Source organism: Stenotrophomonas maltophilia group sp. Smal13, from assembly GCF_030236855.1.
Taxonomy (GTDB): domain Bacteria; phylum Pseudomonadota; class Gammaproteobacteria; order Xanthomonadales; family Xanthomonadaceae; genus Stenotrophomonas; species Stenotrophomonas maltophilia_A.
On sequence record NZ_JASJSQ010000114.1, the window covers coordinates 1 to 14897 of the forward strand.

Consider the following 14897-nt stretch of genomic DNA (forward strand, 5'->3'; position numbering starts at 1 on the left):
CGCCGACAACGTCACTCCACCGCCGCCGACCGATGCGGCGCCTGCGCCCACGCCCGCGACACCGGCTGCCGCGCCGAAGTACCTCAAGCCCAGCGCGCGCAGCGTGGTGGTGATGGTGGTGGTGGCCTTGCTGGGCATTGCGCTGATCCTGCGCGCCTGGCACCTGTGGCCGTTCACCAGCAGCGTGATGGTGACCGACAACGCCTATGTGCGCGGGCAGATCACAGTGATGGCGCCACAGGTGAACGGCTACGTGACCGAAGTGCTGGTGAAGGACTTCCAGCACGTGAGGGAGGGCGAGCCGCTGCTGCGCATCGACGACCGCATCTACACGCAGCGTGTCGCCCAGGCACAGGCAACACTGGACAGCGCACGCGCGGCACTGGCCAATTCGGACCAGTCGCAGGCGCAGAACCGTGCGCAGATCGCTTCGGCGCACGCCACGCTGTCGGCCGGCCAGGCCGAGCTGCAGCGTTCGCGCAATGAATTGAAACGCTACGAGGAACTGGCTGCGCAGCAACTGGTGTCGGTCAACGACCGCGACAAGTTCCGCACCACCCAGGCCTCGGCACAGGCCAGCGTGCAGCAGTCGCAGGCGCAGATCCGCATCGCCGAGGAAACGCTGGTGTCGACCCAGGTGGCGCGCAAGAGCCTGGAGGCCCAGGTGGAAAGTGCACAGGCACAACTGGAACTGGCTCGCATCGACCTGGCCAACACGGTGATCCACGCACCGCGCGACGGCCAGATCAGCGAAGCCAGCGTGCGCGTGGGCCAATACGTCGCCGCCGGTTCGCAGCTGCTGTTCCTGGTGCCTGACACGCTATGGGTGGTGGCCAACTACAAGGAAGGCCAGACCTGGGGCATGGCGATCGGTCAGCCGGCCACGTTCTCGGTGGACGCGTTCCAGGGCCAGGTGCTGCGCGGCCGCGTGCAGGAGATCGCGCCAGCCACCGGTTCGGAATTCAGCGTGCTGCGCCCGGACAATGCCAGCGGCAACTTCACCAAGGTGGTGCAGCGGCTGCCGGTGCGGATATCGATCAATGAAGGCCAGACGCTGGCCGCGCAGCTGCGGCCCGGCATGTCGGTGATCGTGCGGGTGGATACCCGGTCCAAGCCGATGGACTAGGGTGCAGGCTGCTGACTGCCTTCACCCCATTGATCCGCTACCGTTGCGGATCTGGATCAGGATTGCTGGAAGACGATGAAATTCACGACACTGGCCAGGCGGGCGGCCAAGGACATGCTGGAAGCGGAAGATCTGATCGCCTTCGTGCAGGAGCACGGCGCCGAAGGTGGCGAGGAGATTGAGCGGCTGCGGATACTGCACGGTTGGCCGGATGATGGCCTGCTGGGCGATGGTAGCCGGGTCGTACCGTTCGGCGGCTGGGCCAAGGCCTGCACCGCCTGGGGACGCCAGGGCGTGGAAGGTCTGCGCGATATGCTGGGTGACCCCCAGCTGGCAGTGTTCGCGCTCGGCACACTGGCCGATGTGAGTGGCCCCGCCGCCATTGCCATCCTGCTGGACTTTGCCGAACGCGCTGACTGGTCGCGTGCGGGCACACCGCGTGATCTGCCCTGCCAGGCGCTTTACTGCCTCAATACCGCGCTTTCAGGGAAGACCGGCGTTGAGGTTACACCCGGCATGCAGGCGTCGATGCTGCGTATCGCCAAGCTCATCTGGGACGCCAGGGTGCCCAATGTGCATTTCCTGGCGCAGGCACTGTATTTCGTGCGCCATGCCGACCCGGTACCAGCGCTCGCCTGGGTCGAGCAGTTGCGGGTGGACGACCCTGTACTGGTCGACGCACAGCGCAGCGTCCTGAAGCGTCTGAAAGAGCACGCCGCCCGGGACTGAGCGTGCGGCTCAGTCCGGGTATGCGCCGCGACTCAGCCCGCGCAGCGCGCGCAGAGGCCGTGCACTTCCAGGGTCTGCGCCTGCGGCTGGAAGCCCAGCTCCTTGGCGCGCTTCTCCAGCTGGGTGACGATCTCGCGGTCTTCCAGTTCCACCGCGCTGTGGCAGCTGTTGCAGATCAGGAACGGCACCGAGTGCGCCGCGCTGCTGGGGTGGTGGCAGGCCACGAAGGCATTCACAGACTCCAGCTTGTGCACGAAGCCATTGGCCATCAGGAAGTCGAGCGCGCGGTACACGGTGGGCGGGGCATCAGCGCCCACGCCCTTGCCGTTACGCACCCATTCCAGCAGCTCGTAGGCCTTGACCGGCTTGCCGGCCTCGGCGATCAGCTTCAGCACATTGGCGCGGATCGGGGTCAGGCGCAGCCCGCGTTCGCGCGAGACGCGCTCGACCACCGCCACGAAATCCGATGCGTCGTGGACGTGGTGGTGCGGGGCGGTGCAGGCAGTGGCGGTCTTGGCGGGCATGCGTGTTCTCCGGTTCGGGCCTGGCAAGGATGCCTCAGGCCGTTGCTACCTTGGTGATGGCCACATCAATGCGTTTCAAGGCCTGCTCGCGGCCGGCCAGGTACACGGTATGGGAAATGTCAGGACTGACCTGGGTGCCGGTGATGGCCACGCGCAGCGGCTGGGCCACCTTGCCCATGCCGATTTCCAACGCTGCGGCCGCGTCGTGCAGGGCGACGCCCACCGACTCGGCGGTCCATTCCGGCAGGGCGGCCAGCAGCTCGCGGGCCTTGCCCAGCGCCACTTCGGCACCGGCCTTGAAGTGCTTGGCCACCGCCGCTTCGTCGTACTCGGTCAGCGGCTGGTACCAGACCACCGCCTTCTCGGCCATTTCCTTCAGGGTCTGCACGCGTTCACGCAGGGCGATCACCACGTCCTCCGGGGCGGGGCCGGCGGCCACGTCCAGGCCCAGCTTCTGCAGCTGGTAGACCAGGTGCGGCACGATCGCGGCCACGTCCTCGGTCTTCAGGAAGTGCTGGTTGACCCAGCCCAGCTTGGCCATGTCCAAGCGCGAGGCCTTGGAGTTGCAGTCCTTCACGTCGAACAGGTCGATCAGCTCCTGGCGGCTGAACAGCTCCTGGTCGCCGTGCGACCAGCCCAGGCGGGCCAGGTAGCTCAGCAGCGCGTCCGGCAGGTAGCCGGCGTCCTTGTACTGCATCACGTCGGCCGCGCCGGTGCGCTTGGACAGCTTGGCGCCCTGCTCGTCGAGGATCATCGGCATGTGGCCGAACTTCGGCACCGGCGCGCCGATGCCTTCGTACAGGTTGATCTGGCGCGGGGTGTTGTTGATGTGGTCGTCGCCGCGGATGACCTCGGTGATGCCCATGTCCCAGTCGTCCACCACCACCGCGAAGTTGTAGGTGGGGTAGCCGTCCGGGCGGAAGATGACCATGTCATCCAGCTCGCTGTTGGCGATCTCGATGCGGCCCTTGATCAGGTCGTCGAACACCACCGTGCCTTCCAGCGGGTTCTTGAAGCGGATGACGCGGTTCGGGTCGTCCTTGCGCGGCAGGCCCAGTTCGCGTGCAGCGCCGTTGTAGCGCGGCTTCTCCTGCCTGGCCATGGCGGCCTCGCGCATCGCGTCCAGCTCTTCGCGGGTCTCATAGGCGTAGTACGCCTTGCCGTCGGCCACCAGCTGCTCGGCCACTTCCAGGTAACGGGCGACGCGGTCGGTCTGGTAGATCGGGCCTTCGTCATAGTCCAGGCCCAGCCACTCCATCGCCTCCAGGATCGCGTCGATCGCGCCCTGGGTGCTGCGTTCACGGTCGGTGTCCTCGATGCGCAGCACGAACTCGCCGCCACGGTGGCGGGCCTCCAGCCAGCAGTACAGCGCGGTGCGGGCACCGCCGATGTGCAGGTAACCGGTGGGGCTGGGGGCGAAGCGGGTGCGGCAGGTCATGGACGGCTCGAGGAACGGGAATCCCCCGATTTTACCAGCCCACCGCCCCCTACGGAAAAAGGGGACGGAGGGGATTAAGTCGCGATTGCCCAGCCGCTGGGCCTGCAACCGGGAAACGGAGGGGAGAAACGACTTAATCCCCTCCGTCCCCTTTTACGGTTCTACCTTGCGCGGGAAGGACTGCTCGCGCATCGCGGCGTTGTAGGCGAACGAGGCGACGATGGCTGCGGCCTGCTTCAGGTCTTCCGGTTCGGCGTGGTCCCAGGTGTCCAGGTGACTGTGGTGGACATTGGTGAAGTAGTCCAGCCGGTCCTGGATGAACTGGAAGCCCGGCAGGCCGATGCGGTCGAAGCTGATGTGGTCGGTGCTGCCGGTGTTGCGGGTGGCCACGGTGGTGGCGCCGACGTCATGGAACGGCGCCAGCCAGGCTTCGAAGATCGGCATCGCCGCCAGGTTTTCCTGTGCATAGATGCCACGGAAGCGGCCCGAGCCGTTGTCCATGTTGAAGTAGACCTGGAACTTGCCGTAGTCGCGGGTCTTCTGCAGCGCGCCGGTCGGCTCGCGCAGCGAGGCCGGCAGCGCCTTCTGCGCCGGGTCGGTGGGTTCCGGGAAACGGCCGAAGTGCTTGGCCACATAGGCCTGCGAGCCGATCAGGCCCTGCTCCTCGCCGCTCCACAGCGCCACCCGGATGGTGCGCCTGGGCTTGGCGCCGGTGGCCTTGAGGATGCGCATCGCTTCCATCATCACCGCCACGCCGGCCGCGTTGTCGGCCGCACCGGTACCACTGTGCCAGGAATCCAGGTGCGCGCCGATCATCACCACTTCATCGGGCCTGCTGCTGCCGCGGATCTCGGCCAGCGTGTTGTAACCCGGCTGGTCGGCCTCGTCGGTGAAGCGCGCAGCCACATCCACGCGCAGGCGCACGGTCTGCTTGGCCTCCAGCGCGCGCACCAGCGGATTGAAGTGTTCGCTGATCATCGCCAGTTCGGGGATGCCCACCGATTCACCGGCCTTGCGCGAGCCGCCACCGGCAACGCGGATGATGCCGTTGTCCCAGCTGCTGATGCTGATCGAGGCCAGCGCGCCTTCTTCCACGAAGAACGCATTGACCTTGGTCGCCAGCTGCTGGCGTTCCTGGTATTCCTTGACCCGCTTCGCACGCTCGGCGGTGGCGTCCTTGTCCTTGGGCAGGGTGAACTCCTGCAGGCCCTCCAGCGAGGTGGCGTCGTGGCGGTGCGAATCCGCCTCGGTGCCGCGCTTGTACTCGCGCGCCTCGCCCAGCAGCAGGATCTTGCCGCGCAGCTTGCCGCGGTACTTCTCGATGTCCTCGGGCTTCTTGATCTCGACCTGCACCAGTTCGCCTTCAACCGGTCCCTTGGTGCCCGGCGTCCACGCCTTCGGCAGTGCATGCAGCGGCTGTACACGGTCCCCCAGCATCTCCACGCTGGCCGAGGTGAACTCCCAGCCGCGCCCGAAGTCGTCGAAGGCTTCGTCGTGGACGTTGTCCAGCTTCCATTCGTTGAACTTGCCGCGGGTCCACGCATTGGCGCGGCCCATCGCCGGCGAGTTGGTCAGTCGCGGGCCGATGCGTTCGGTGAGGTAGCTGAAGGTGTCCATCACCTGCGAACGGTGGAAGGCCTCCTGGCGGATGCAGCTGACCATGTCCAGGTCCACCGGCTCGCGCTGCTGCGCGCCTGCATTGCCACCCATCGCCAGCGCTGCGGCCAGCATGCCCCACTTCAACACATCGCACCCCTGCCCTTCGGCTCGATCATCAACCCATCGAGTCTAGCCAGCAGGGGCGCGCCGATACCGTCCCATCGGTCATGGACAGCGACAGTAGATCCACGCCAGGCGTGGATGAACAACCGAATCACCCACTCCATCCCAGCCACAACTGCTCCCGTTCCGGCAGCAGCAGCAACCAGTGCCGCCGGTCGATGCTGCTGCAGCCGTACACCGCCGCATGCGCAGGCCAGTCCTCGGGCAGGCCGCCGATGCCGATCTCGGCCAGCGCCTCCGCCCCGGCCTTCCATGGCCGGTAGCGCGGCACCCTGCCGGCCAGCGCACCGCGTCCCTGCCGCGCGCCGTGCAGCCAGGCCAGTCCCTGGCCCTGCAATCCCTCGCAGGTCACCGCCGCCAGCTGGAAGCGGACCAGGCCGGGGGCGATCCGTGCCCCGGGCAAGGCCGCCAGCACGCCATGTGCCTGCAGCAGTGCGTCCACTTCCAGCAGGGCCGGAATGCCCTGCCGTGCCCGTTGCCGCAATCCCTGGCGCCAGCTCATGGCGTACTCCTTACTTCAGTTCCGCGCCAAGCGCGTACCAGTCCACCCGGCGGGTCACCCACATCGCCAGCGCCAGGATCACGAACAGCAGCAGCGAACCCATCAGCAGTGCGTTGTTCTCCGACACCAGCAGGCCATACAGCGCGCCATACAACACGGTCAGCAGCGCAGCGAAGCCGAGGCCGCGCTTCCAGTGGCCCAGCACGTTGGCCAGGTACACCGCCTGCAGGCCGATACAGGCCACCGCCGAAACCAGGTAGGCCTTCCAGAACGCGATGTGCTCGGACAGGCTGATCAGCAGCAGGAAGAAGATCGCCAGCGCCAGGCCCACCATGAGGTACTGCAGCGGGTGGATGCGCAGCGACCTGATCAGCTCGAACAGGATGAAGCCAACGAAGGTGAGCAGCACGAACAGCACGCCGTATTTCGAGGCACGGTCGGCCTGGGTGTAGGCATCGACCGGATCAACCAGCGACACCGTCACCGCCTGCGACTCGACCGCACCATCATTGCGCAGCTGTCGCTGTGCATCGGAGGCCAGCGAAGACACCGCCCAGCGCGCATCGAAGCCCTGTGCGTCGACGCGACGCTCGTTGGGCAGGAACGCACCGCTGAATGACGGATGCGGCCAGCTCGAACGCAGTGCGATCTTGGTGTCATCGCCCACCGGCACCACCGACAGCATGCGGCTGCCATCCAGGCGCAGCTCGAGTTCGACGGTGCTGGCAGCCAGCGTGCCGCCATGGTCTTCGGCGAATCCTGCCACCGGTGCATGCAGGCCTCGCCCCACCTCGCTGGCCGCACCAACCCCCGGCAGCAGGCGCAGCTGCTTGCCATCCACGCGCAGGTTCGGCGTACCGACCAGGCCACGCACATCGGAAATGCCCACCGCCACATACGGCTGGCCGTAGCTGCGGCCGGCCTTCACCGGATAGTCGTCTGCAGCGAACGTCGCCTTCATCTGGCCGTTCCAGCTGTATACCGGCACCTTGAACAGGCCGACCTCACGCTGGCTCGGCAGCATCTCGCCGCCCACCTCCAGCGACGCCGGCATCTGCAGCCAGTGCCCCTCGGTGACCTGCACCTCGGTCTTCTTGACGCCCAGCGGGTCGACCAGTTCAACCTGCTTGCGTTCCACCCACGGCACCACCCGCACCGGGCCCACCAGCTGCTGTGCACCGGCGCGGCTGTCGGCCACCCGTGAGAAGGCCTCGTCGCGGTACGCGCTACGTTCGTTGATGACCCCGCGGATCATCGGCAGCGGCACCAGCAGCAGCAGGATCAGCCCGCCGACAATGGCGAACCGCAGCAGCATCTTCAGGGATTTCATGGTCCATCCTCGTTGGAGAGGGCTGCAGGATGGACCGCCGCAGTGAGCAGGGTTTGTGGCGAATTTGAAGCGAGTGTGAAGTCAGCGGCGCGGGCGCTGGCCCGGCGCACCCAAAGGCAGCCACAGGCTGGCCAGGGTGCCGCCGCCCTCGCGGATATCCACGCTGGCACGCCCATCATGCAGGCGCGCAACCTCCTGCACGAAGGGCAGGCCCAGGCCGGAGCTGCGACGCCCGCTGCCGGGCCGCGCCAGCGAATAGAAGCGTTCGAACACCCGCTCACGCGCGTAGTCGGGAATGCCGGCGCCACGGTCGGCCACCTGCAGGCGCACGCCCTGCCCGTCCACCTCGGCCTGCAGCGCGATCTCCGCGCCGGCTGGCGAGAAGGCAATCGCGTTGTCGATCAGGTTGTGCAGTGCCTGCCGCAGCAGGTAGCCGTCGCCCTGCACCCGCAGGTCGGGCACGTTGCCGATGCGGACCTGCACGCCGGCCGCCTGCGCACGCACCTGCGCGGCGGCCGCCGCATCGGCCAGCAATGCCGGCAGCGCGATCGGATCGCGGGTCTGCAGCCAGCCGTGCTGTTCCACTTCGGCCAGCGCCAGCAGCTTGTCGATGGTCTCGGTCAGCCGCTCCTGCTGGTCGACGATGCTGCGCGCGAAATGCACGCGATCGGCTTCCGGCAGCGGCTCCTGCAGCAGTTCGGCGGCACCGCGGATCGCCGCCAGCGGGCTCTTCATCTCGTGCGTCAGCGACTGCACGTACTGCTCGACGTAGGCCTTGCCCTCCAGCTTGCGGCGCATCGTTTCCAGCGCCTGGCCGAGATCGCCGATCTCGTCGCGACGGCGCCGTGGTGGTGGCACCGGTTCGCCCGCGCTGACCGCGCGTGCATAGCGGCTGAGCTGACCGAGGCCCGTGGTCAGCCACATCGTCACCAGCACGCCGACCAGCGCCGACAGCCCGATCAGCCACGCACCGCGCTCGATGATGGCGCGCTGGCTGGCGGCGATGAACGGATCGATGCTGCGGTTCGGTTGGGCCAGGCTGAGCACGCCGATCAGCGTGCGGCCGTCGGCCGGGTCGTACACCGGCGCCGCCACATGCATCACCGTATCGCCCTCTTCGCCGGCAATCTCGGGGCTGGAACGTGCGCCGTACTCACCGCGCAGCGTGCGGTACACATCATTCCAGCGCGAATTGTCGCGCCCCAGGTCGCGGCCCAGCGAGTCGTAGATGACGATGCCCTTGGCGTCGGTGATAGTCACCCGGTAATCCAGCGAGCGCTTGGGGAAACGCCAGACCATCGCCTTCAGGTCGCGCTGCCGCGCCTTGGCCAGGTTGCGGGTGAAGCTGCCGCTGCGGATGGTGCCGTCCTTGCCGTCGGCGGCGGCCATCTCGGCCAGCACGTTGGCCGCATCGACCAGGGTCGATTCCATCGCCTGGCGCACACCGGGCTTCACCTCGTTGACGAACACGCGCATCACGAAGAACGCGGCGATGCCGGTGATCAGGAAGAAGCCGAGGAACAGCTTCAGTACCAGGCGCATCAGCTAGACCTCCAGCGCGTAGCCGAGGCCACGGTGGGTGCGGATCGGGTCGTCGCTGGCACCGGCCGCGCGCAGCTTGGCGCGCAACGTCTTTACATGGGTGTCGACGGTGCGGTCGGCACTGTCGGCACTGCTGTCCCAGCCCCGGTCCATCAGCTGGGCACGGCTGAGGATCGCACCCGGGCGCTGCAGCAGCGCTTCCAGCAGTGCGTACTCATAGCGGGTCAGGTCCAGCGCATGGCCGCGGAAGCGGATGCGCCGGCCCTCGCGGTCAATGGCGAACGCGCCATGCTCCTGCCAGCCCGCATCGGCGCTGGGCGCTGCGACGACCGGCGCCGCACGGCGCAGGCGCGCACGCACCCTTGCCACCAGTTCGCGCGGCGAGAACGGCTTGGTCATGTAGTCGTCGGCGCCCAGTTCCAGGCCGAGCACGCGGTCCACTTCATCGTTGCGGGCGGTCAGGAAGATCACCGGCAGCTGCGCCTCAGGGCCCGGCAAGGCGCGCAGCCGGCGGCAGACCTCGAAGCCACCGAGGTCGGGCAGGCCGACATCCAGCACCACCACGTCGATGCCGCCGGCCTGCAGCCGCAGCAGAGCCTCACCGCCCAGCAGGCAATGGCTGGCGGCATAGCCTTCGCTGCGCAGCGCATAGAGCACGGTTTCGGCGATGGCGGCTTCGTCCTCGACCACCAGGACATGGGCAACAGGAGCTGTCATGGCGCGCAGCATAGCCGCTGCGGCCGCCGCCCCGTACACTGCCGCCCATGAACTATCGCCACGCCTTCCATGCCGGCAACCACGCCGATGTGCTCAAGCACATCGTGCAGCTGGCCCTGATCGACAGCTTCAAGCGCAAGGACAGCCCGTTCTTCGTGCTCGACACCCACGGCGGCGCCGGCCGCTACCTGCTGGCCAGCGAAGAGAGCCGCAAGACCCTCGAGGCTGAATCCGGGATCATGCGGCTGATGGCCCAGCCCAAGCTGCCCGAGGTGGTCGAGCGCTATCTGAAGGCGGTGCAGGCCGATAATCCGGTGGGCGCCCTGACCAACTACCCGGGATCGCCGCTGCTGAGCGCGCAGGCGATGCGCGCGCAGGACCGCATGGCGGTCTGTGAGCTGCAGGAAGCCGAAACGGCCACGCTGAAGGCTCTGTTCGCCCATGACAGCCGTGTCGACGTGCGGGCGGGCGATGGCTATGCGCTGCTGCGTTCGCTGCTGCCGCCGAAGTTCAACGGCAGCAAGATCGGCCGTGGCCTGGTGCTGATCGACCCGCCCTACGAGGCCCAGGACGCCGAATACCAGGCCGTTCTGGCCGCCCTGGCCGAAACCCTGGCGCGCTGGCCGCAGGCCACGTGTGCCGTCTGGTTCCCGATCAAGCAGCGCCGCACCATCCTGCACTTCCTGCGCAAGGCCACCGCCCTGCCGGTGAAATCGGCGATGACGATCGAGTTCCTGGTGCGCCCGGACGACTCACCGCTGCGCCTCAACGGCAGCGGCATGCTGCTGCTCAACCCGCCCTGGCAGTTCGACCGGGTGGTCGGCCCAGCCCTGCCGGCGCTGCGCCAGCACCTGGGCGAACCCGGGGCCAGCACCCGCCTGGATTGGCTCAAAGCCCCCGAATAACGGCCTTCACGAGGCTGTACCGCCGTGAGCCTTTCGTTCACGGAATGCAGCCCCGGTGATGCCACAATCGATGGACCACCAAGGAATCACCCGGTATGGCCACTCGCAACCGCATGCCGCCCTGGCATGAGATCTTCAAGGCTCCCAGCGGCCACGAGCTGCTGATCCGCCCCATCCGCCCGGAAGATGGCGCACCGCTGCAAGCGGCGTTCAGCCTGTTCGGGCCGGAAGAAATCCGTGATCGTTTCCTGCAGGCGGTGACCGAGCTGTCGCCGGAAACCACCCAGCGCCTGACCCACCCGAATCCCAAGACCGAGATCACCCTGGTCGCTGCCGAATCCCTGCCCGCTGGCGAAGCGGTGGTCGGCGCGGTCGCCCGGGCCTCGATCATCCCCGGTACCCGTGAAGCCGAGTACGCGATCCTGATCAGCCGCTTCCTCATTGGCCAGGGCCTCGGCCGGCAGCTGATGCGCAAGCTGGTGAAGTGGGGCCGCGGCAAGTACCTGGACCGCCTGTACGGCGACGTTGCCGCCGAGAACGAGCCGATGAAGCAGCTGGCCGCCTCGCTGGGCTTCAAGCCGGTCCCGCACCCGACCGGTGCCGAAGGCCTGGTGCGGATGGTGCTGGAGCTGGACAACTGACGGATGCGCCGGGCTCTGCCCGGCGACGCCTCCCGGTAGTGCCGGCCGCTGGCCGGCATTCCGATACCCCAACGGCACATGAGGCGGCCGGCCAACGGCCGGCACGACTCGCCGGGCTTCGATCGGGCTTCTGCTAAAATCCGGGGTCCATGTCGCGTACCTCATACCCCGCCCCGCCGCTGCCGCGCGCCGGCCAGCTCCGCGCCTGGTGGCGCGCCCCCGCATCGCCGACCGCCCTGGCCTGGTACCTGGCCCAGGCCGCGCGTGCGCACGACGCCCCGCTGCTGGTGATCGCCCGTGACAACCACGGTGCCAACCAGCTCGAAGCCGACCTGCACACCCTGCTCGGCGGTGACCCGGCCCTGCCGGTGGTGGCCTTCCCGGACTGGGAAACCCTGCCCTACGACCGCTTCAGCCCGCATCCGGACATCATTTCGCAGCGACTGTCCGCCCTGCACCGCCTGCCCACGCTGAAGCGCGGCCTGGTGATCGTGCCGGTGCAGACCCTGCTGCAGCAGCTGGCCCCGCGCAGCTACGTGATCGGTGGCAGCTTCGACCTGAAGGTCGGCCAGCGCCTGGATCTGGAAGCCGAGAAGCGTCGCCTGGAAAGTGCTGGTTACCGCAACGTCCCGCAGGTGATGGACCCGGGTGACTTCGCCGTGCGCGGCGGCCTGCTCGATGTGTTCCCGATGGGCGCCGACGAGCCGCTGCGGGTGGAGCTGCTGGACGAGGACATCGACTCGATCCGTGCCTTCGACCCGGAAAGCCAGCGCTCGCTGGACAAGGTCGAGGCGGTGCACATGCTGCCGGGCCGCGAAGTACCGATGGACGAAGCCAGCATCGCCCGCGTGCTGGCCACGCTGCGCGAACGCTTCGATGTCGATACCCGGCGCAGCGCGCTGTACCAGGATCTGAAGTCCGGGCTGGCCCCGGCCGGCGTCGAGTACTACCTGCCGCTGTTCTTCGAACGCACCGCGACCCTGTTCGACTACCTGCCCGACGGCAGCCTGCCGGTGGTCTGCGCCGGTGCCGGCGAAGCCGCCGAGGCGTTCTGGGCGCAGACCGGCGAGCGTTACGAGCAGCGCCGCCACGATGTGGAACGGCCGCTGCTGCCGCCGTCGGCGCTGTACCTGTCGCCGGAACTACTGCGCGAGCGTCTGAACGATGCCCCGCGCATCGAAGTGTGGTCGGCTGACCACGCGCGCATCGCCGATGCCCATGCGTTGGGCGACCAGCCGCTGCCGCCGCTGCCGGTGGCCGCGCGCGAGGCCCCCGCTGGCGATGCACTGAAATCCTTCCTCGGCCACTACCCCGGCCGGGTGCTGATCGCCGCCGATTCGCCCGGCCGACGCGAAGCCCTGCTGGAAGTGCTGCAGGCCGCCGAGCTGAAGCCGCCGGTGGTGGCCGACCTGCCTGCGTTCCTGGCCGGGGATGCGCGCTTTGCCATCACCGTGGCGCCGCTGGAAGACGGCTTCGCGCTGGATGAACCGCGCATCGCGGTGCTGACCGAGCGCCAGCTGTTCCCCGAGCGCGCCGGCAGCACCCGCCGCACGCGCCGTGCCGGCCGCGAGCCGGAAGCGATCATCCGCGACCTCGGCGAACTGACCGAGGGTGCGCCGATCGTCCACGAGGACCATGGCGTCGGCCGCTACCGCGGCCTGATTGCGATGGATGTCGGCGGCATGCCCGGCGAGTTCCTGGAAATCGAATACGCCAAGGGCGACCGCCTGTATGTGCCGGTCGCCCAGCTGCACCTGATCAGCCGCTACTCCGGTGCGTCGGCGGAAACCGCGCCACTGCATTCGCTCGGTGGCGAACAGTGGAGCAAGGCCAAGCGCAAGGCCGCCGAGAAGGTGCGCGACGTCGCCGCCGAGCTGCTGGAGATCCAGGCCCGCCGCCAGGCGCGTGCCGGCCTGGCGCTGCAGGTGGACCGCGCGATGTACGAGCCGTTCGCCGCCGGTTTCCCGTTCGAGGAAACCCCGGACCAGCTGGCCGCGATCGACGCCACCCTGCGCGACCTGGCCAGCAGCCAGCCGATGGACCGCGTGGTCTGCGGCGACGTCGGCTTCGGCAAGACCGAGGTGGCGGTGCGTGCGGCATTCGCCGCCGCCAGTGCCGGCAAGCAGGTGGCCGTGCTGGTGCCGACCACGCTGCTGGCCGAACAGCATTACCGCAACTTCCGCGACCGCTTCGCCGATTACCCGCTGAAGGTCGAGGTGCTGTCGCGCTTCAAGACCACCAAGGAAATCAAGGCCGAGCTGGAAAAGGTCGCCGCCGGCACCATCGACGTCATCGTCGGTACCCATCGCCTGCTGCAGCCGGACGTGAAGTTCAAGGACCTGGGCATGGTCATCGTCGACGAGGAGCAGCGTTTCGGCGTACGCCAGAAGGAAGCGCTGAAGGCGCTGCGCGCCAACGTGCACCTGCTGACCCTGACCGCCACGCCGATTCCGCGCACGCTCAACATGGCCATGGCCGGCCTGCGCGACCTGTCGATCATCGCAACGCCGCCGCCGAACCGGCTGGCGGTGCAGACCTTCATCACCCAGTGGGACAATGCGCTGCTGCGCGAAGCCTTCCAGCGCGAGCTGGCGCGCGGTGGCCAGCTGTACTTCCTGCACAACGACGTGGAAAGCATCGGCCGCATGCAGCGCGAGCTGTCCGAGCTGGTGCCGGAGGCGCGCATCGGTATTGCCCACGGACAGATGCCGGAGCGCGAGCTGGAAAAGGTGATGCTGGATTTCCAGAAGCAGCGCTTCAACGTGCTGCTGTCGACCACGATCATCGAGTCGGGCATCGACATCCCCAACGCCAACACCATCATCATCAACCGCGCCGACCGCTTCGGCCTGGCCCAGCTGCACCAGCTGCGTGGCCGCGTCGGTCGTTCGCACCACCGCGCCTACGCCTACCTGGTGGCGCCCGACCGCCGCTCGATCACCCCGGATGCGGAAAAGCGCCTGGAAGCGATCGCGTCGATGGACGAGCTCGGTGCCGGCTTCACCCTGGCCACGCACGATCTGGAAATCCGCGGTGCCGGTGAACTGCTGGGCGAGGACCAGAGCGGGCAGATGGCCGAGGTCGGCTTCAGCCTCTACACCGAGCTGCTGGAGCGCGCGGTGCGCAGCATCAAGCAGGGCAAACTGCCCGACCTGGATGCCGGCGAGGAAGTGCGCGGTGCCGAGGTCGAGCTGCATGTGCCGGCGCTGATTCCGGAAGACTACCTGCCGGACGTGCACACCCGCCTGACCCTGTACAAGCGCATTTCCAGCGCGCGCGACAGTGATGCGCTGCGCGAACTGCAGGTGGAGATGATCGACCGCTTCGGCCTGCTGCCGGATGCGGCCAAGCACCTGTTCGCCATCGCCGAGCTGAAGCTGAAGGCCAATACGCTGGGCATCCGCAAGCTGGACCTGGGCGAGAACGGTGGCCGCATCGTGTTCGAGTCCAAGCCGAACATCGACCCGATGGCGGTGATCCAGCTGATCCAGAAACAACCCAATCTCTACGCCATGGAAGGGCCTGACAAGCTGCGCATCAAGCACCCGCTGCCGCTGCCGGAAGACCGCTTCAATGCGGCCCGCGCTCTTCTGACCACCCTCGCCCCGGGTTGATCGCCCCCGAATACCCCGCACCGGTCCCCACCCGGTGCGGGCGGATG

The 14897-nt window shown here is 67.9% G+C and carries 12 protein-coding genes; 5 read left to right on the forward strand and 7 right to left on the reverse strand.

Annotation, left to right across the window (positions count from 1 at the left end; all coding sequences use genetic code 11):
* The coding region (locus QRO95_RS22950) for an HlyD family secretion protein (RefSeq protein WP_285303563.1) at positions 1-1126 on the forward strand (1126 nt) is incomplete at its 5' end.
* A 114-nt stretch (positions 1127-1240) separates the two neighbouring features.
* Positions 1241-1855: a hypothetical protein gene (locus QRO95_RS22955; protein ID WP_285303564.1), complete on the forward strand. Its 615-nt coding sequence runs from the start codon at positions 1241-1243 to the stop codon at positions 1853-1855.
* A gap of 32 nt (positions 1856-1887) precedes the next feature.
* Here QRO95_RS22955 and QRO95_RS22960 read toward each other — a convergent pair whose 3' ends face one another.
* The 7 genes from QRO95_RS22960 to creB form a co-directional block, all read right to left on the reverse strand.
* A complete protein-coding gene (locus QRO95_RS22960) occupies positions 1888-2379 on the reverse strand; it encodes a Fur family transcriptional regulator (RefSeq protein ID WP_004150412.1) in 492 nt (163 codons plus the stop codon).
* A 34-nt stretch (positions 2380-2413) separates the two neighbouring features.
* The gene (gltX, locus tag QRO95_RS22965) at positions 2414-3817 is read right to left on the reverse strand and encodes a glutamate--tRNA ligase (RefSeq protein WP_049399599.1); all 1404 of its coding nucleotides are present in this window, start codon (positions 3815-3817) and stop codon (positions 2414-2416) included.
* A gap of 153 nt (positions 3818-3970) precedes the next feature.
* Positions 3971-5548, reverse strand: coding sequence for a M20/M25/M40 family metallo-hydrolase (locus tag QRO95_RS22970; RefSeq protein ID WP_285303570.1), 1578 nt, complete (start codon positions 5546-5548; stop codon positions 3971-3973).
* Between the two features lie 142 nt (positions 5549-5690).
* Complete coding sequence (locus QRO95_RS22975; protein ID WP_285303565.1) at positions 5691-6101, reverse strand: hypothetical protein; 411 nt, start codon at positions 6099-6101, stop codon at positions 5691-5693.
* Positions 6102-6111: 10 nt separating this feature from the next.
* Positions 6112-7431, reverse strand: a complete 1320-nt coding sequence (gene creD / locus QRO95_RS22980; protein WP_285303566.1) for a cell envelope integrity protein CreD — start codon at positions 7429-7431, stop codon at positions 6112-6114.
* 81 nt (positions 7432-7512) lie between these two features.
* Complete coding sequence (creC, locus tag QRO95_RS22985; RefSeq protein WP_285303567.1) at positions 7513-8973, reverse strand: two-component system sensor histidine kinase CreC; 1461 nt, start codon at positions 8971-8973, stop codon at positions 7513-7515.
* Between the two features lie 3 nt (positions 8974-8976).
* On the reverse strand, positions 8977-9702 hold the full coding sequence (creB, locus tag QRO95_RS22990) for a two-component system response regulator CreB (RefSeq protein WP_285303568.1): 726 nt from the start codon (positions 9700-9702) through the stop codon (positions 8977-8979).
* 35 nt (positions 9703-9737) lie between these two features.
* Between creB and QRO95_RS22995 the strand changes: the two genes are divergently transcribed.
* From QRO95_RS22995 to mfd, 3 genes are all read left to right on the forward strand, one after another.
* Positions 9738-10595 carry a 23S rRNA (adenine(2030)-N(6))-methyltransferase RlmJ gene (locus QRO95_RS22995; protein WP_024958156.1) on the forward strand — a complete coding sequence of 286 codons (858 nt, stop codon included), beginning with the start codon at positions 9738-9740 and terminating at the stop codon, positions 10593-10595.
* A gap of 95 nt (positions 10596-10690) precedes the next feature.
* Positions 10691-11236, forward strand: a complete 546-nt coding sequence (locus tag QRO95_RS23000; protein ID WP_004150340.1) for a GNAT family N-acetyltransferase — start codon at positions 10691-10693, stop codon at positions 11234-11236.
* A 149-nt stretch (positions 11237-11385) separates the two neighbouring features.
* A complete protein-coding gene (gene mfd, locus QRO95_RS23005; RefSeq protein WP_285303569.1) occupies positions 11386-14850 on the forward strand; it encodes a transcription-repair coupling factor in 3465 nt (1154 codons plus the stop codon).
* Positions 14851-14897: the final 47 nt, after the last annotated feature.

Coding starts and splice junctions, on each gene's coding strand:
- QRO95_RS22955 (WP_285303564.1), top strand. CDS start 1,241: ATGCTGGAAGCGGAAGATCTGATCGCCTTCGTGCAGGAGCACGGCGCC.
- QRO95_RS22960 (WP_004150412.1), bottom strand. CDS start 2,379: ATGCCCGCCAAGACCGCCACTGCCTGCACCGCCCCGCACCACCACGTC.
- gltX (WP_049399599.1), bottom strand. CDS start 3,817: ATGACCTGCCGCACCCGCTTCGCCCCCAGCCCCACCGGTTACCTGCAC.
- QRO95_RS22970 (WP_285303570.1), bottom strand. CDS start 5,548: ATGCTGGCCGCAGCGCTGGCGATGGGTGGCAATGCAGGCGCGCAGCAG.
- QRO95_RS22975 (WP_285303565.1), bottom strand. CDS start 6,101: ATGAGCTGGCGCCAGGGATTGCGGCAACGGGCACGGCAGGGCATTCCG.
- creD (WP_285303566.1), bottom strand. CDS start 7,431: ATGAAATCCCTGAAGATGCTGCTGCGGTTCGCCATTGTCGGCGGGCTG.
- creC (WP_285303567.1), bottom strand. CDS start 8,973: ATGCGCCTGGTACTGAAGCTGTTCCTCGGCTTCTTCCTGATCACCGGC.
- creB (WP_285303568.1), bottom strand. CDS start 9,702: ATGCTGCGCGCCATGACAGCTCCTGTTGCCCATGTCCTGGTGGTCGAG.
- QRO95_RS22995 (WP_024958156.1), top strand. CDS start 9,738: ATGAACTATCGCCACGCCTTCCATGCCGGCAACCACGCCGATGTGCTC.
- QRO95_RS23000 (WP_004150340.1), top strand. CDS start 10,691: ATGGCCACTCGCAACCGCATGCCGCCCTGGCATGAGATCTTCAAGGCT.
- mfd (WP_285303569.1), top strand. CDS start 11,386: ATGTCGCGTACCTCATACCCCGCCCCGCCGCTGCCGCGCGCCGGCCAG.